The sequence below is a fragment of the Candidatus Arthromitus sp. SFB-mouse-NL genome (assembly GCF_000709435.1).
Classification (GTDB): domain Bacteria; phylum Bacillota; class Clostridia; order Clostridiales; family Clostridiaceae; genus Dwaynesavagella.
On sequence record NZ_CP008713.1, the window covers coordinates 1,429,973 to 1,447,903 of the forward strand.

The 17,931-nt window shown below is 26.0% G+C and carries 16 protein-coding genes; 10 read left to right on the forward strand and 6 right to left on the reverse strand.

Annotated features, from left to right (window positions below; genetic code table 11):
* Nucleotides 1–2: 2 nt before the first annotated feature.
* From SFBMNL_RS06805 to SFBMNL_RS06815, 3 genes are all read right to left on the reverse strand, one after another.
* Nucleotides 3–1,775 (reverse strand): M3 family oligoendopeptidase, encoded by a 1,773-nt coding sequence (locus SFBMNL_RS06805; protein ID WP_007439767.1) that lies wholly within the window; start codon nt 1,773–1,775, stop codon nt 3–5.
* Between the two features lie 13 nt (nt 1,776–1,788).
* The gene (locus tag SFBMNL_RS06810) at nt 1,789–2,811 is read right to left on the reverse strand and encodes a nucleoid-associated protein (protein ID WP_007439768.1); all 1,023 of its coding nucleotides are present in this window, start codon (nt 2,809–2,811) and stop codon (nt 1,789–1,791) included.
* Nucleotides 2,812–2,944: 133 nt separating this feature from the next.
* Nucleotides 2,945–3,928 (reverse strand): LacI family DNA-binding transcriptional regulator, encoded by a 984-nt coding sequence (locus SFBMNL_RS06815; RefSeq protein ID WP_014018062.1) that lies wholly within the window; start codon nt 3,926–3,928, stop codon nt 2,945–2,947.
* 208 nt (nt 3,929–4,136) lie between these two features.
* Here SFBMNL_RS06815 and leuS point away from each other — a divergent pair, with 208 nt between their 5' ends.
* The 3 genes from leuS (at nt 4,137) to SFBMNL_RS06830 (ending at nt 10,430) form a co-directional block, all read left to right on the forward strand.
* Nucleotides 4,137–6,599: a leucine--tRNA ligase gene (gene leuS, locus SFBMNL_RS06820; RefSeq protein WP_014018063.1), complete on the forward strand. Its 2,463-nt coding sequence runs from the start codon at nt 4,137–4,139 to the stop codon at nt 6,597–6,599.
* A gap of 51 nt (nt 6,600–6,650) precedes the next feature.
* Nucleotides 6,651–6,980 (forward strand): HesB-like protein, encoded by a 330-nt coding sequence (locus tag SFBMNL_RS06825; protein WP_007439769.1) that lies wholly within the window; start codon nt 6,651–6,653, stop codon nt 6,978–6,980.
* Between the two features lie 237 nt (nt 6,981–7,217).
* Nucleotides 7,218–10,430, forward strand: a complete 3,213-nt coding sequence (locus tag SFBMNL_RS06830; RefSeq protein WP_042294985.1) for a DEAD/DEAH box helicase — start codon at nt 7,218–7,220, stop codon at nt 10,428–10,430.
* A gap of 34 nt (nt 10,431–10,464) precedes the next feature.
* Here SFBMNL_RS06830 and SFBMNL_RS08330 read toward each other — a convergent pair whose 3' ends face one another.
* From SFBMNL_RS08330 to SFBMNL_RS06840, 3 genes are all read right to left on the reverse strand, one after another.
* Nucleotides 10,465–10,620, reverse strand: a complete 156-nt coding sequence (locus SFBMNL_RS08330) for a hypothetical protein (RefSeq protein ID WP_158336026.1) — start codon at nt 10,618–10,620, stop codon at nt 10,465–10,467.
* Between the two features lie 80 nt (nt 10,621–10,700).
* Entirely contained in the window at nt 10,701–11,693 is a 993-nt protein-coding gene (gene trpS / locus SFBMNL_RS06835) for a tryptophan--tRNA ligase (protein ID WP_005805257.1), read from the reverse strand.
* Between the two features lie 56 nt (nt 11,694–11,749).
* A complete protein-coding gene (locus SFBMNL_RS06840) occupies nt 11,750–11,911 on the reverse strand; it encodes a zinc-ribbon domain-containing protein (RefSeq protein ID WP_005805255.1) in 162 nt (53 codons plus the stop codon).
* A 302-nt stretch (nt 11,912–12,213) separates the two neighbouring features.
* On the opposite strand from SFBMNL_RS06840, the gene SFBMNL_RS06845 reads away from it, so the two are divergent.
* The 7 genes from SFBMNL_RS06845 to SFBMNL_RS08395 all read left to right on the forward strand — a co-directional run bounded on the left by SFBMNL_RS06845 (nt 12,214) and on the right by SFBMNL_RS08395 (nt 17,907).
* The gene (locus SFBMNL_RS06845; RefSeq protein WP_042294988.1) at nt 12,214–13,284 is read left to right on the forward strand and encodes a sensor domain-containing diguanylate cyclase; all 1,071 of its coding nucleotides are present in this window, start codon (nt 12,214–12,216) and stop codon (nt 13,282–13,284) included.
* 66 nt (nt 13,285–13,350) lie between these two features.
* Nucleotides 13,351–14,046, forward strand: a complete 696-nt coding sequence (locus tag SFBMNL_RS06850) for a metallophosphoesterase (RefSeq protein WP_042294989.1) — start codon at nt 13,351–13,353, stop codon at nt 14,044–14,046.
* Nucleotides 14,047–14,079: 33 nt separating this feature from the next.
* A complete protein-coding gene (locus tag SFBMNL_RS06855; protein WP_005805248.1) occupies nt 14,080–14,874 on the forward strand; it encodes a GTP pyrophosphokinase in 795 nt (264 codons plus the stop codon).
* 51 nt (nt 14,875–14,925) lie between these two features.
* Nucleotides 14,926–16,521: a peptide chain release factor 3 gene (locus SFBMNL_RS06860; protein ID WP_042294991.1), complete on the forward strand. Its 1,596-nt coding sequence runs from the start codon at nt 14,926–14,928 to the stop codon at nt 16,519–16,521.
* A 58-nt stretch (nt 16,522–16,579) separates the two neighbouring features.
* Nucleotides 16,580–16,744 (forward strand): hypothetical protein, encoded by a 165-nt coding sequence (locus SFBMNL_RS08390; RefSeq protein WP_005805243.1) that lies wholly within the window; start codon nt 16,580–16,582, stop codon nt 16,742–16,744.
* A 133-nt stretch (nt 16,745–16,877) separates the two neighbouring features.
* Nucleotides 16,878–17,699: a dipicolinate synthase subunit DpsA gene (locus SFBMNL_RS06865; protein WP_042294992.1), complete on the forward strand. Its 822-nt coding sequence runs from the start codon at nt 16,878–16,880 to the stop codon at nt 17,697–17,699.
* Nucleotides 17,700–17,754: 55 nt separating this feature from the next.
* A complete protein-coding gene (locus SFBMNL_RS08395) occupies nt 17,755–17,907 on the forward strand; it encodes a hypothetical protein (RefSeq protein WP_005805236.1) in 153 nt (50 codons plus the stop codon).
* Nucleotides 17,908–17,931 lie beyond the last annotated feature (24 nt).

The following is a 17,931-nucleotide window of genomic DNA, read 5'->3' on the forward strand; positions in this document are numbered from 1 at the left end:
TCCTACAAAACTAAATCTTTGTATTTATAATATTTATTTTTTAATATTTCTATAGATCTTCTAAAAAAGTCCTTATCACTTACATCAATATTAAATATTTCTCCTAAATCCTCTAAATTATTCTTCCCAGACTTACTAAGTAATTCTTCATATTTTACATGAAAATCATTACTATTATTCAAATAACAATCATAAATTCCAAGTGAAAAAAGTAATCCAAAAGCATATGGATAATTATAAAAATTATAATTAAAATCATAATAATGAGATTTATAAATCCATGCTTCCTTAAAATATTCATGATGCATTGAATCCCCGTAAGCTTCTTTTTGAGCATTTAGCATAATAGAATTCAAATTATCTGAAGTTAAAAATTCATTTTCACATCTCTCAAATACATCTCTTTCAAATAAAAATCTACTATATATATCAACAATTACTTGGGTAGCACTATTTAGTTCATATTCTAAAATAATAATTTTTTCTCTCTCATCTACACTATTAAATGCCTTATCACAAATTAGAGTTTCAAAAAAAATGGATGCTGTTTCGGCAATTGTCATAGGGTAATCTGTATTTAATATTCTCTCATTTTTAATAAGTTCTCCATGATAAGCATGTCCAAGCTCATGAGCAAGTGTAAATATAGAATCATATGAATTATTAAAATTCAATAAAATCCTACTCTCCTTAATAGAGTTAATATTTGAACAAAATGCGCCTCCAACCTTTCCTTCATAAATATCGGAGTCTATCCAATTATTATCAAAAGCATTCTTTACAAAATCACCAACCCTAGTAGAAAAATCATAAAAATTCCTTATTAAAAAATCCCTCGCATAAGAAAAGTCTATCTTATTTTTAGATTCAAGAGTCTGAACAAATAAATCACTATAATAAATCTTATTATGTTTATCTCCAATAATCCTTCCCTTAAGTTTAAGAAAATCTCTAAATAGTGGTAAACTCTCACGCATAACACTAATTAACGAATCAAAAGTTTTTTCAGAAATTCTATTATCCCTCAAAGATTTACTCAAAGGTGAATCATATCCCCTTTTTTTATTATCATATATAACACTTTTCTTAATGTTATTTAATGCAAACGATATTGGATCCTCCATATACCTATACAACTTTTTTTCTGCCTTTAACGCTTCAAATCTTAAACTCCTATTTGAATTTTCAAGCATAGCCCTACATTCTGTGAGAGGTATCTCTCTAATACAACCATCAATATTAAGTTCAACTTTATATTTAGATATCAATGTATCTTGAAGTGTAGAATAAGATATTGCACCATAATTTAAAAGAGATACCATAGTCTCCTCTACTTCATCTGATAATAAATATTTTGAATTATCAATAAGTTCTCGTATCAAAAAAGAATATTCAACTAACATATCGCTTTTATTCAGTATAGATAAAACATTATCACTAGTTGACAATACCTTAGTTATTATAAAATCTATTAAAGCTACATCAACATAAATATTTTTTAACACACAGTCATTATCCATAGCCTCTTTATTATTAGAATCACATGCCATATTTAAGAATACAAAAGATGATAGTTTCGTAAATAAAATATAAATTTCATCATATTCTGAAAATATATTCTCAAGAATGCTTATAATCTCGTCATCTTTTTTACATTTAAGGCTAATCCCTTTAAACCTCTTAAATCTCTCAATGCTTTTCTTAAGAAATAATAAATCACTTTTAAACTTGTCTGAAGAAAATCCTCCATATATACTGTCTAAATTCCACTTCATAAAATTATTACTCCTATTTCTCATTATAATTAATTATGTATTTAATAATCATATTAAGACTTCCATCACCATTTCTTTTAACCTCAAATCTATTTATATCATAAAAAGAATCCTTATTAATATAAAGATCTATGTCCTTATCTATTTTCAATCTGATTCTCTCATATTTTTTTAATACATAATTCTTATCAATCTTAATTTCTCCATCTATTCCATTATCCTCTGTAAAATCAATGAAACTCTCAAGACTACTCTTATCATCTTTAAAAATATCTATAGCTAAAGAATTTATATTTAAAATATCTCCATTTGATATTTTCTCCTTAAATAACTCCCTAATTCCAAATGCTTTATCTGCATCATCCTTTATATTTTTACGTGTCCATTTTTCCGTAAAATAAATTAAATCCTTAGTCTTTGAAAAATTAGAATATATCCTCTCACAATTTAAAAATTCATCCTTAAAATAAGTTCTCTCTTTTGTAACACTTGTAGATGACTTATCCAAAAAAAATAAATTAAAATTATCATCTGAATCTCTTAAGAAAATACACGCTTTATTCACTCTCTGAGATACACTTGGGAGAGTAATATATTGAGGAATTATATCTATCTTCATTTTATCATCAACATAATCAATCTTGTGTATATAATTTTTCATATAATCTAATTTTATCATACATAAGGCATTGCCAAACTCAGTTTTAAGCTTTAAAAATAAAAGATCACAAGAAATACCCCCACCATGCTCAACTAAAATATTAAAAAATTTCTCTGATATATCCTTTGATACCTCAATTAAACTAAATTCTTCTCTTAAAAATCTATAAACACCTAATATAAATTCAGGTTCCTTGCAAAATTGTCCCAAATCAAGCTCATCATCTTTTAAAATTTTTTCCATATGCTTTGTTAAAAATAAATTTATCTCTTCATTCGACAAATTTAAATAATTTTCATTTAAAATTGGATAATCACAGTTCACATCAAGAACATGTATTATTCCCTCTTCTATTTTAAATTCTTTAATTTTCAAATACCCATCCTCCAAGATTAAAACAATAAAATTAAGTTTAGATCATTTTACAATAAAATTTTTTCAAATTAAAGGACACTATAAAAATAGTCAAAAAACAAAAAAGAGCCAATAAATACGACTCATTATAATTCTAAATCCTTGTTGACTCTCTTTCTAATATATCACACTTTATTTGCATTTTACTTATACTATTTCCACTTACTATACTTTTAAGAGTAAAATATGACTTAACACCAAGTTCAAATTTATCATAATTAACAGTAGACAAAGATGGATTTAAACAATTAAAAATAAAATTATTATCAAATCCTATTATAGAAATATCTTCAGGAACCTTATATCTTTCTCTCGTCAATATATTTAAAATTCTATATGCTGTAAAATCATTATCTGCACATATAGCATTAACATGAATATTTTTTACAAACTCCACTATTTGTGAATCAAATTCTTCACTAGAAACATTTAAAACATTTTTAGGGTTATAATTTATCCCAAAAGAAGTCAATGCTGCAATATATCCTACAAGCTTATCTTGATAAATATAATCATTACCTTTTATATTAACAAAACTTATATCCTTATACCCTCTATCAATAAAATACTTTACAACTTTACTCATACCATCTATCATATCAATGCCAACATATCCTATGTTCTGTTTATCAATATTAAGATAACTATTTGCCATAACAAGAGGATAAGATAGTTTAAGTATAGACTTTCTTATAGAATCTGAAATATTATTTAACACCAATAGTGCTCCTGATAAATTATTAGATCTCATAATAGAATCTATACATATTTTTTTAGCACTACTTTTCAAATAAATTATTGACGTAGTATTTCCATCTTTAATAGCTTCACTATTAAATCCCTGTATTATATCATAATTTAAAATTTTGTTATATTCATCACAATTTTGATCAACAATAATACCAAATTTTAAATTAAGTTTATTAGATATAGATTTTTTAATATATCCAAGTTCATTTGCAACTTCGATAACTTTTTCTCTAGTTTTTTGACTTATATCTGTTCCACCATTGAGGGCTTTAGAAACAGAACTTATAGATATTCCTAAACTATCCGATATATCCTTAATCGTTACCATATTTTCACCCCTTAAAAATCTAAATTTATCAACATGCATTATAGATTTTTTCGTAAACAATCTTAAATTCTTTATAAATTTTACAAAAAATAACCAAATTTTTTATTATACTACATAATGTTGACAACTTAAAAAAAATTCCTATATACTTAGCTTAATTTAAGATTTAAGCATATATATAAAATTTTTATTTAAAGGATGGTATACAATGAGTACAGGATACTCTATTAAAATAGATAAGGATTCCCAAAAATTTTGGGAAAATCAAAAAATAGCTGAATTCAATTTAACAGATGATAAAGAAAAATTATATATTCTTGAAATGTTCTCATATCCATCAGGAAGTAATTTACATGCTGGACATTGGTTTAATTTTGGGCTAGTAGACTCTTATGCGCGATATAAAAAAATGAATGGATTCAATGTATTTCAACCAATGGGATTCGATGCTTTTGGCCTCCCTGCGGAAAACTATGCTATAAAAACTGGGATACACCCTAAAGATTCTACAATGAAAAATATAGATAACATGAGACTACAGCTTAGAAATATGGGAGCAATATTTAATTTTGAAAATGAAATAATTACATGCACACCTGAATACTACAAATGGACTCAATGGATATTTCTAAAACTGTATGAAAACAATTTAGCCTACAGAAAAAATGCTCCTGTTAATTTTTGCCCTTCTTGTAATACAGTTCTAGCAAATGAACAAGTTATAGATAATTCCTGTGAAAGATGCTCGACTGAAATCAAAAAGAAAAACTTAACTCAGTGGTTCTTTAAAATAACTGACTATGCTAATGAACTAGTAGACAAATTAGATTCATTAGATTGGCCAAACAAAACAAAATCAATGCAAAAAAACTGGATTGGAAGGTCATTTGGAACTATAGTTAATTTTTCTATCGAGAATTCCATTAAAACATTTGATATATTTACTACAAGGGTCGATACTCTTATGGGAGTTTCTTACGTAGTTTTAGCTCCTGAGCACAACTTAGTTTTGGAAATAACTACTGAATGTAATATAAATAAAGTTAAAAATTACATAGAAGAATCATCTAAACAATCAGAAATAGATAGAATAAGTTCATCTAAAGAAAAAACGGGAGTATTTACTGGATCTTATGCAATTCACCCAATATCAGGTAATAAAATTCCTATTTGGGTTTCGGATTACGTTATAGCAACCTACGGAACTGGAGCTGTTATGGCAGTTCCAGCACATGATGAAAGAGACTTTGAATTTGCAACTAAATTCAATCTTCCAATAAACAAAGTTATTTCAAATAGTAAAAATGATAAACTTCCCATGACTAAAAAAGGAATATTAATAAATTCTCTACAATTTGATTCATTATCATCAGATGAAGCTAAAAATAAAATTACTAAACACTTAGAAAGTATGAATAAAGGTGGTTTTAAAACTACATTTAGGCTTCGTGACTGGCTAGTATCTAGACAAAGATACTGGGGAGCTCCTATACCTATTGTATATTGTGACGATTGTGGAATTGTACCAGTTCCATACTCATCACTTCCAGTAGAGCTTCCTTACAATGTTAATTTTAAATCAAATGGTAAATCTCCACTTGAAGAATGCTCTGAATTTAAAGAAACAACTTGTCCAAAATGTAATAAAAAAGCCACAAGAGAAACAGACACACTAGATACATTCGTCTGCTCTTCATGGTATTACTTAAGATACGTTGATCCCAAAAATGAAAATTCTCCATTCAATACTGATAATGTCAATAAAATGCTCCCTGTTGATAAATATGTCGGAGGACCTGAACATGCTTGTATGCACCTTTTATATGCAAGATTCATAACAAAAGCTCTACGTGATATGGGATATTTGAACTTTGATGAACCTTTCATATCCTTAACTCATCAAGGACTAATACTCGGTCCTGATGGATTTAAAATGAGTAAGTCTCGAGGAAATACAATTTCCCCAGACAAATATATAGAAGAATACGGATCAGATGTATTTAGAATATACTTGATGTTCTCATTTACATACACAGAAGGGGGAGCTTGGAGTGATGACGGAATAAAAGCTATTCATAAATTTATACAACGAAGTGAACGACTCATAAATAGGGCATTAGACATATTAAAAGACAAAAATTTTGATTTTGTATATAATGAAGATGTACACAAAGAACTTCTATTTGCTCTTAATACTTCAATTAAAATGATAAGAAATGACATAGAAGAACTTCAATTTAATACTTGTATTGCTCATTTTATGAAACTTACAAATGAATTTTCAAAATATTTAAACACAAATAAAATAACTTATGATGTTTTAAATAATCTGCTATTAAATTATATAAAAATATTTTCACCATTTGCTCCTCATTTCTCTGAATATTATTTTGGTATAATTAAAGAATTAAATAATGAGCCGAAAACTTCTGTATTCTTTGAAGAATATCCTAAGGCAAATCAAAAGTACTTAACTCGAGATGAAGTGGAAATTGCTATACAAATTAACGGAAAAATTAAAACCAAAATATATGTAGAAACAAACTCTAGCGAAGAAACTATTAAAAATATTTCTTTATCAAATAATGAAATATTGCCCCATATAAAAGGAAAAAATATAACCAAAGTTATAGTAATTAAAAATAAACTTGTAAATATTGTTGTAAAATGATAAAAAATATTATAAAATTTTTAAGTATCAAATACCATGGAGGTAGAATATATGAACTTTGTAACTATTAGTAATGAAACTTTTAATGAGTTTAAAAAATTACTTTCAGACAATGATATAGATTCAAATATAATCAGAATCAATTTAGCAGGTATGGGATGCGGGGGGCCAACATTCAATATCGTTATAGATGAAAAAAAAGAAAATGATATATCATGTACAATTGAAGATATAACATTTATTATATCTAATGAATTACATGATAAATTTGGAGACTTCGTAATAGAAGGCACTGCTGAAAATAATAAAGGCTTAGTTTTAAGACCTATAAATAAGCCTAGTGGCGGTGGATGTGGCAGCTGCGGTGGCGGATGTCAATAAATAATAAAAAATGCTTAGATTAAAATCATTAATCTAAGCATTTTTTATATAAAATTCCCCTACAAATTTACATTCAAAATTTTAACTCTATTATAAATCTTGTAAAATAAATAAAAATAATATAGAATATACAGATAGATTAATTTACATAAACATTATGAATAAACTCTTTTAAAAACTTGATGAAACTTTCTAAATACAAATTTTAAAAATTTTTTCTACGAAAGTAGGCATTTGATGAAAAAAGTCAATATAGGAAAGATAACTGAGTTTTCCAACTTTAATAATGGAAATGACGGTATTACTATTTACAAAAAAAATAAATTAAATATGAAGTACTATGAATTTACAAGAGATGGTATACATGTTTGGTTTGATGTCCCATCTATGCGCAATATAACATACATAACTAAAATATATATTGATGATCAAAATACTTTGAAGGGATTTTCTTGTTCTTGTACATATAAAAATACGATAAATGATGTTTGCAAGCATATTATAGCTAGTTATATATTTTTCTTAAATGAACTTAAGGATAATATTAAACCTAATGTAATATACGATTTTTCACAATTAGACCAAATAAACAAATTAAATGAAGAAAATACATTAGATATTGATATAGACTATTTTAAAATAGATTATTTTGTATATGTAAATGATATTAATGATATCATGTTAGAAATTAAACTTATATCAAACAAAACTTATTCTGTATCAGATATATCTGAATTTCTAAATTCTATATTATCATCACATCCATACAGTATAAATAAAAATACTTCGTTAAATATAACTACAAATAGTTTCAATGAAAAAGATAGAATTTTTATATGTAAATTATTAACTATATATTCTCTCATCAAAATCAATGCTGTGATTATAGAAAATATATTTTCTAACCAATATATAAAACTAAACTCTTATCTATTTGAGAGTTTGGTTACCTCTTTAGGGGAAGATAATTTACATATAAAATTTAAACACTTATTATTTGAATCCTGCAAAATAATAAAAGAAGATTTAGATATATCTCCTGTTATATCAACGGATGAAAATAATAATATAACGCTATCTTTAAAGGCACTAAATATTATTGAATTATTTAGCAATAAACCTTATTTCTATTATGATGGAACAATATTTGAAACTTCACTCTCATTTATAAAAAATTATAATTGTATAAAAGAGTTAGTTCTACGCAACAACACTTCCTATTTTACAATAACTGATGATAATAAAAATATATTCCTTAATCAGATCATACCAAAACTATCTTTAAATTTTAATTTAAAAATTTCAGAAAGTTTAAATAACATACTAAATATTGAGGAATGTAAATGTAAATTCTACATAAACAAAGTTTCGAATGATATAGTCATAATAAAGGTTATATTTAATTACAAAGATTTAAACATAAACCCACTGGATACTAGCTGTCTTAATACATCTATCCTTAGAGATTATAATATTGAAAATAAAGTATTAACTACATTAAATAGACTTAGTGAATCTAAAAACTCAATTTACTACATTATTAAATCACCTGAAAAAATAATTGATTTTAAAGAAAATGGAATTCCTACGCTTAAAACCTTAGGAGAAATTTATTACACAAAAAAATTTAAACAATACAAAATAATTTCTTCATCTTCTTATAAAACTTCCTTTAGTATAGGGTTAAATAATCTATTAAATATATCATTCTCATTTGATGGAATAACAAATGGTGAATTATATTCTGCAATTAAAAACATACGAAAAGGTGAAAAATACCTGAAATTGAAAGATAAGGGTATCCTAAATCTGGAAAATGATTACTTAAAACAGATTAATTCAATCCTTAAAGATTTAGATATAGATGAAAAAGAACTTAAGAATGATTCATTAAATATTGATAAGTATTATGCATTTTACATAAACAACACATATTCAAATAATTTTAAGTCAATGGGTGAATTAACTAAAAATGAAAATTTCTTAAAAATAACAGATGATCTTTCTAACATTTCTAATATTGATTTATCTCCTCCGAAGAATTTAAACGCTTCTCTTAGAAATTATCAATTAGAAGGATTCAAATGGATTAAAACACTAAAAGAATACAATTTATCTGGGATCTTAGCAGATGAGATGGGACTTGGTAAAACTCTACAAACCATAGCATTTCTTCAAAAAGAATACGAAAATAACTCACTTGAAAATGCAATAATAATCTGCCCTAAGTCTCTTATATACAACTGGTTTGATGAGATTAAAAAATTTGCCCCAAATCTTAAAATTCTTATATTTAATGGAAACAAAAATGTTCGTTCAAAACTCATAAATGAATTTCAAAATTACGATATCATATTAACTTCTTACGGAATAATTCAAAAAGATATAGACCTCTTAAAGTTAAAAAATTTTAATATTTGTATAATAGATGAAGCTCAAAATATAAAGAATAAATCATCCAAAAACACAATCTCTTTAAGAGAACTGAATGTAAATTACAAATTTGCATTAACAGGTACTCCCATAGAAAACTCCATAGAAGAACTATGGTCTATATTTAATTTCCTAATGCCAGGATATCTATATTCCTATTCAAAATTTAGATCGATATATGGGGATCAGGAAAATTATACTTCATCTAATTTAAACAAAAAAATATCTCCTTTCATATTAAGGAGACTTAAAAAAAATGTATTAACTGAACTTCCACCTAAAATTGAAACTAAAATAATGATTGATTTAAATAATGAACAAAAAAAATTATACTATTCATACATAAATAAATTTAAAGAAGAATTTAATTTTGAAAATAACAGCTCAAATGATAAAAATCTTAAATTTAAAATGCTAAGTGCATTAACACGTTTAAGACAGATTTGTTGTGATCCTAAGGTAATATCTGAAGATTATTCCTATGGTAGTTCCAAAATAGATACATTAATGGAAATAGTAAATGAACACATTAAGAATAACAAAAAAATTATAGTATTTTCAAATTTCACAACCGTACTTGGAATTATTAAAGATAAATTCATAAAAAATAACATTAAATATACATACTTAGATGGAACAATTCCTTCCAAAGATAGAATTGATATTGTAAATGATTTTAATCAAAATGATTATAATATATTCCTAATTTCTCTTAAAGCTGGGGGATTTGGTTTGAATATAACATCTGCTGAAATTGTAATTCATTTTGATCCTTGGTGGAATAATGCTGTTGAAGATCAGGCCACAGATAGAGCACATAGGATTGGACAAAAAAATACAATTCATGTTATAAAATTAATAACTAAAGGAACTATTGAAGAGAAAATATTTGAGATACAGGAGAAGAAAAATATATTAATAAATTCTATAATAAGAGATAATGAACTAGAATATAATTCAATCTCTAAAATGTCTATTGAGGATCTTAAAAATTTATTTACAATTGATACATTATAGAAAACCTGTAGCAATAATTTTTGCTACAGGTTTTCTAGTATATCCTATTCCTTTTTGAAAACTTAGTAAGCATCAATAAGAGTCCAACTATCAAAAATATGTTTAATGAAAATCTACCAAAAAATAATATCAACAATGATATTCCAGCAATAACAGTAAATTTAACTAGACTATGTAAAATTCGGTTCATTACTTATTCACCTCATAATAATAGTCTAAACGGTAATAATATTATTACACCTTGTAAATATTGAGAATAAACCCCATTTATTAAATAAATCCAATTTTTTTCTTAACTTTCCTAAGCATTCTATAAGATGCTTCTCTTGCCTTATCTGCACCATTTTTGTAAACACTCTCTAAATAATCCTTATTATCCATAAGTTCCTTGACCCTGTTTTGTATTGGAATAAGTTCATCTATTAATGCATCTGAAACCTCATTTTTCAACTCCCCATAACCCTTATTTTTAAATCGCTCTACAATATCATAAGTGTCCTCTCCAGTTATAGATGATAATATATTAACTAAATTTTTAATACCCAATTGTTCATTACTATAGTTAATAGTTCCTATAGAATCCGTAATACTCCTAGATATTTTTCTTCTTATAAGACTCTCATTATCTAAAATTTTTATGTATGAACTCTCATTTTCATCAGACTTAGACATTTTTTTATCTGGACTTTGAAGATTCATTATTCGGGATGATGTTGAGCTTATATAAGGATCTGGTATTTTAAATGTATTTGAATAAATATTATTAAATCTTTCTGCAAGGTCACGCGCTAACTCTAAATGCTGTTTTTGATCTGATCCAACGGGAACGAGATCTGTATTATAAAGCAATATATCAGCCGCCATTAAAATTGGATATGTAAACAATCCAACTGGTATAGACTCACCTGATTTTAATGACTTTTCCTTATATTGAGTCATTCTAGATATCTCTCCCATATATGTAAAACAATTTAATATCCAAGAAAGTTCGGAATGAAAAGAAACGTGAGATTGGATAAACAATGTATTTTTGTTCGGATCTATTCCTGATGCGATATAAATTGCTAAAGTTTCTAATATTTTTTCTCTAAATTTTTTAGGATCCTGTCTTATAGTTATAGCATGCAAATCTACAATACAAAAAAAACAATTATATTGATATTGTAATTTTAACCAATTTTTTATTGCCCCAAAATAATTACCAATAGTTAAATCTCCTGATGGTTGTATACCACTAAATATATTTTTTATATTATCAATCAATTTAATTCCCTCCCTAAATTAAAAAGAGATCTTATAAATAAGATCTCTTTTTAAAACTATCTTCTTACTTCTCTTCTTTGATTCTTTCTTGCACGTCTGCAATCTGGACATCTTACTGGATCATTTTCAAATCCTTTTTCCTTAAAAAAGTCCTGCTCCCCTACCGTGAACACAAACTCTTTTCCACAATCTTTACAAGTAATATTCTTATCACTCACGCTAAACACTCCTCACGTTCATAGGAATTATTTGAATGGGACCCCTTATCCTCTCATATCAAGAATTTATGAACGAAAGAATGTGTGCCTTAAACCAAATCTATTCCTTATATTTATTACAAATGTAATTATATACTTAATTTATAAACAATTCAATATAAAAATTTATTATTTTTTTTATAAATGTAATTATATATTCTATATTTCTATACTAATTTCTACATATTTTTTATTAAATTAATAAACATTATATATTTAGTTAATAATAAAGATGAAACTTTTATATAAAGAAGGTGTTTAAAATGACATCATCAAAGAATACGATCAACAATACTCCATCCATAGAGCTTGATGTATATAAGAAGCTTGTAAAAGAAGAATCTGATAGATTAAAACAACAAAACGATTCTCTTCAGTATAAGCTTTCAATAACAAGCAATCTACTTGATATAAGCAAATATTTAAATACACGTATTGCTAATGATAATATTTTTAATGTAATAAATGACGTTGCAATAGCTATATTTGGAGTTAAATATTCCACAATTATAGTAAAAGAATCAGAAAATACTTACTTAAACATTTCAAATGTAAATAGTAAGAATTATAAAAACTTTAACTTTATGCACAAGTTTTTTGGAGAAGAAACATTTCTCATATCATGCAAACAAAAATTAAATATAGACTCCATAAAAGAACATGACTCTAAATCTCTACTTGGTTATCCAATATTCCGTAAAAAAGAATTTGTTGGATACATGATACTTGAGCATCCGTACGAAAATTTCTTCGATACTCATAAAGTTCATTTCTTGGGAGCTCTTGCAGATCTTTTAGCTATGACATATGAAAACTATATGTTATATAAACAATTAGATGAAAAATCTAAAAATGATCCCATATTAAATATTCTAACAAGAGCTGAATTCATAAATAGATTAAATAAAATTATAAACAAAAAACCTCAAAAGGATTTTGCATTAGTTATGATAGACGTTGATAATTTTAAACATATAAACGATTCACATGGACATATATTCGGAGATTCTGCTTTAATACAAACAACAAATGTTATAAAAGAACTCTTAAATGAAAATGATATATTTGCAAGATATGGAGGGGATGAGTTTATCCTATATACAAACTCATTTGACTCCATAAAAGAATTAGTAACAAAGATTGAAAAACTAAGAATGAGCGTTGAAAAAAATACAATTGAAGTTAATGGATCTAAATCAAGTGTTACTATGAGTTTTGGGATATCTGTATATCCATATGATGGTAAAACACTCGATTCTTTATTAAATTTTGCTGATAATATGCTATATAAGGCTAAAGAAAATGGAAAAAATAAAGTAGAAATAAATTTATAATTTATTGATGCCCTTATGCGTTGTATGTATAATATAACTTGCAGAGATTTTTAGGGAGTGATTAATTTGAACTTATTTGCAATATCAGACTTACATTTATCATTTAATTCTGAAAAACCAATGGATGTTTTTGGAAAAATATGGATTGATCACTTTAATAAAATTAAGGAAAATTGGTTAAAACTAGTTTGCGATGATGATTTAATTCTAATATGTGGAGATACGTCATGGGCAATGAACATAAATGATGCCATTCCAGACCTTAATTGGATAGATAATCTTCCTGGTAAAAAAATCATCATAAAAGGCAACCATGATTTTTGGTGGACTAGTATAAATAAATTAAACTCTATTTACGAGAATATAAAGTTTATTCAAAATAATTATATTTCATTTAAAGAGTATGCAATCTGTGGAAGTCGAGGTTTTAATATAGATATTCTAAACTCACAAGATGAAAAAAATCATCTAAAAATATTGGAGAGAGAAAAGATAAGAATGAATTTATCCTTACGCTCTGCTAAAAAAGATGGATACGAAAAAATAATTTATATGAGTCACTATCCCCCTTTTTCAATAAATAATATCTCTCCAAATAAAAATATTTTTATAAATATATTGAATGAATATAATGTGGAAATAGTCATATATGGACATATCCACAATAATTTTGAAAAATTTTATGATAGAAAGATAAATCATACAAAATACTACTTAACATCTTGTGATTATTTAAACTTTATTCCCCTAAAAATCTTATAAAATTATTTATTTTCTAGCTAATGGGTGATTATTATGGCTATAAAACAATGGAAAACCTTTCTTATGCCATACCAACAAGCTGTTGAGGAACTAAAAATTAAATTTAAAAGTATTCGTAAAGAGTTTAAATTTAAAAATGAGTATTCCCCTATTGAGTTTGTTACAGGTAGAGTTAAAGAAGTGGCTAGTATACTTGAAAAAGTTAAGAAGTTTAACATTCCTATAGATAGAATAGAATTTGAACTCGAAGATATCGCTGGAATTCGAATAATGTGCCAATTTGTAGATGATATAATGAAGGTAGTAAATATAATAAGAAAACGAAAAGATTTAACTATTCTATATGAAAAAGACTACATAACAAATGTAAAAGAAAGTGGTTACAGAAGTTACCATATCATAATTAAATATCCTGTTAATTTATCCATAGGATGCAAAGAGATCATATCAGAAATACAAATTAGAACTCTTGGAATGAACTTTTGGGCAACAGCAGAACATTCCTTAAACTATAAATATAAACAGCATATACCTAATAATTTAAAAAATAAACTCAAACAAGCTGCAGATACTGTATACAAACTAGACGAGTTAATGATGCAAATAAAAGATGAGATAAGAGATGCTCAGAGATTATTTGATGTTAAATCACACATAGTTTCAAATATAACTGATGCCCTAACGAGTTTAATATCACTAGGTGGACTAAAAGAGTTTACAAATTATCAAATGCAACTTACAGCGCTCATAGAAATTGGAGATGTAAATCAATTAAATTCTCTGCTACTTAAAATACAGAGGGATATCGATAAATATAAAAATTTTTAAAGACTTCTAAACATATTTAGAAGTCTTAATTTATACTAACGAGGTTTAATAATGAATAATTTTATAGATGAAATTAAAAAAAGAAGAACATTTGGTATAATATCACATCCAGATGCAGGTAAAACTACTTTAACAGAAAAATTATTATTATATAGTGGGGCGATACGTCTTGCTGGATCTGTTAAAGCTCGTAAATCTTCAAAACACGCCACATCTGATTGGATGGATATAGAAAAACAGAGAGGAATATCTGTTACAAGTTCAGTTCTTCAATTTAACTATGATGGATTTTGTATAAACATATTAGATACCCCTGGACATGAAGACTTTTCAGAAGATACATATAGAACTCTTGTGGCATGCGATTCTGCTGTAATGGTTATAGATGGTTCAAAAGGTATTGAGTTACAAACAAAAAAACTATTCCATGTGTGTGCCATTCTAAACATACCTATTTTTACTTTCATAAATAAAGTTGATCGTGAAATTAAAAATCCTTTTGATTTAATTGAAGAAATTGAACAAGAACTAGGTATAAATTGCTATCCTATGAATTGGCCAATTGGATGTGGAGATAATTTTAAAGGAATATATCAAAGAGATGAGGAGAAGATATATACATTCTTAAATAAAAATCATGGACAAGATATTATAGATTCATATGACGGTAATTATAAAGAAGAGATTTTCAAAGATATATTAGGAGAACAATTACACAAAACTTTAATTGAAGATATAGATCTATTAAACATATTAGATACACCATTTGATCATGATAAAATATTAGAAGGTAAAATTACCCCTGTATTTTTCGGATCTGCAATAACGAATTTTGGAGTTGAAATATTTCTAAAAAACTTTCTTAAATATTCTTCAATTCCAATTAAACGTGAATCTACAATTGGCTACATTTCACCTTTTGAAGATTATTTCTCAGCATTTGTGTTTAAAATACAGGCAAATATGAATCCAAAGCATAGAGATAGAATAGCATTTATGAGAATATGCTCAGGTAAATTTCAAAAAGGTATGGAAGTATCTCATATACAAAACAACAATAAAATTAAGCTTTCTCAACCCCAGCAATTCTTTGCTCAAGAAAAAGAACTAATAGATGAAGCATATGCAGGAGACATAATAGGTGTATTTGATCCAGGTATATTTTCAATTGGTGATACACTAACAACTTCAAAAACTCAATTTAAATTCAATGGTATGCCATCATTCTCTCCTGAATTATTTGCAACTATTAAACCAACTAATTCAATGAAAAGAAAACAATTTTTAAAAGGAGTTACTCAAATTGCCCAGGAAGGAGCTATACAAGTATTCAGAGAATTTAACTTTCGTATGGAAGAAGTTATAATTGGAGTTATTGGAAATCTACAATTCGAAGTTCTTGAATATAGATTAAAACACGAATATAACACAGATATTAAAATAAACAAAATCCCTTATTCTTTCATAAGATGGATTGAAAAATCAGATGTTCCAGTTGATAATTTAAATCTAACTAATGATACTAAAAAAGCAATAGATTTGAAGGGTAGAAATATATTGATATTCCAAAATAATTGGGAAATACAATGGGCATTAGATAAAAACCCATCAATTATTTTATCTGATATAGGAAAATTTCAAGATTAAAATATTAATAAAATGTTAATACTAACCTTAATTAAAATTTAAAAGGAGTTGTTTTCTTATGGATAGAAAGTATGGTCCTAAGATACGTATATCTGATAAAACGAACAAGGCTATTGAAAATTATAATAAGGTTAATAACACTAATATTCCAAACCCTAAAACAGACCCTATCGTTGTTAATAATATAGCTTCTATGGAATTTGATTATACAGAGGAAGATTAAATGTGCCTCATTGAGGCACATTTTTATTTTTTATAACGAATTTTAGAATTCAAAAATAAAGTATCACTTTGAATGCACATAACATAAACTTACATATTATCATTAAAAAATATTTTCTAAGGAGAATAATGGAATGAATTTATTAATTATCGGTGGAGATGAGAGATCAATATGCTTAAAGAACATACTTGAGAATAATAACTTTAATACACATTCCTTATTTTTAAACACGGACAAAAATGAAATTAAAAATTTAAACAATTTCGATACAATTTTCCTCCCAATACCATTTGAGAGAAACTCAAAATTAAATGCACCATTTTATAATGAAGAAATAAACCCCTCATATATACTCGAAAAGCTAAAACATTTTAATGGAACAATAATTGGAGGATTTGATAAAAAAAGTGAAGATTTCTTTATAAACGAAAATTTAAACTTTAAAAATATATTAAAAGATGAAACTTTCACATTAATCAATGCCATAATAACAGCTGAAGGCTCAATAGAAAAATTAATACATGAAAGCGAGAAAAGCCTATTTGAATCAGATGCATGTATATTAGGGTATGGACGAGTAGGAAAAGCCCTTGCTAGAAGAATAGATCCTATATGTAATAAATTAATAGTATATAATAATCCATCTATAAATTTAACTCATACAAGAATAGATAACATAAAATCTTACCAAATCAAATATTTTAAAGATCATGCATCACAATATGACATAATAATAAACACCATACCTCATTTAATTATAAATTCAGAAATCTTAGATAATTTAAACCAAAACACACTAATATTAGATCTTTCATCTTATCCTGGTGGCGTTGATTTTTCTTATGCCAAAAAACTTAAAATAAAAGTTATACATTACTTAGGAATACCAGCTAAAGTCTCAAAATATAGTTCATCAAATGCAATTTTCAATTTCTTTTTAAAAACTTTAAAATAGGCTGAATAATTTGTTTACTTTCTTCTAAAAATAACACAGAAGGAAGTGATTATACATGGATCCTAGAGATATTTGGGATGTAGAAGATATATTTGATTTAGTTGAAAATAATCATAACAAATTCAACAATAATATAGAATACAATGAATTTGAAAATAATAAAGATGATAATTTTTATGATTTCTCAAACGATGATTTACCATATTAAAAAGGCTAGTTTAAAAACTAGCCT

Bases quoted from the DNA above. Each gene is read 5' to 3' on its own strand.
- SFBMNL_RS06815 (WP_014018062.1), bottom strand. From the start codon at position 3,928: ATGGTAACGATTAAGGATATATCGGATAGTTTAGGAATATCTATAAGT.
- SFBMNL_RS08330 (WP_158336026.1), bottom strand. From the start codon at position 10,620: ATGAACCGAATTTTACATAGTCTAGTTAAATTTACTGTTATTGCTGGA.
- SFBMNL_RS06805 (WP_007439767.1), bottom strand. From the start codon at position 1,775: ATGAAGTGGAATTTAGACAGTATATATGGAGGATTTTCTTCAGACAAG.
- SFBMNL_RS08395 (WP_005805236.1), top strand. From the start codon at position 17,755: ATGGATCCTAGAGATATTTGGGATGTAGAAGATATATTTGATTTAGTT.
- SFBMNL_RS06830 (WP_042294985.1), top strand. From the start codon at position 7,218: ATGAAAAAAGTCAATATAGGAAAGATAACTGAGTTTTCCAACTTTAAT.
- SFBMNL_RS06865 (WP_042294992.1), top strand. From the start codon at position 16,878: ATGAATTTATTAATTATCGGTGGAGATGAGAGATCAATATGCTTAAAG.
- SFBMNL_RS06860 (WP_042294991.1), top strand. From the start codon at position 14,926: ATGAATAATTTTATAGATGAAATTAAAAAAAGAAGAACATTTGGTATA.
- leuS (WP_014018063.1), top strand. From the start codon at position 4,137: ATGAGTACAGGATACTCTATTAAAATAGATAAGGATTCCCAAAAATTT.
- SFBMNL_RS06825 (WP_007439769.1), top strand. From the start codon at position 6,651: ATGAACTTTGTAACTATTAGTAATGAAACTTTTAATGAGTTTAAAAAA.
- SFBMNL_RS08390 (WP_005805243.1), top strand. From the start codon at position 16,580: ATGGATAGAAAGTATGGTCCTAAGATACGTATATCTGATAAAACGAAC.
- SFBMNL_RS06845 (WP_042294988.1), top strand. From the start codon at position 12,214: ATGACATCATCAAAGAATACGATCAACAATACTCCATCCATAGAGCTT.
- SFBMNL_RS06855 (WP_005805248.1), top strand. From the start codon at position 14,080: ATGGCTATAAAACAATGGAAAACCTTTCTTATGCCATACCAACAAGCT.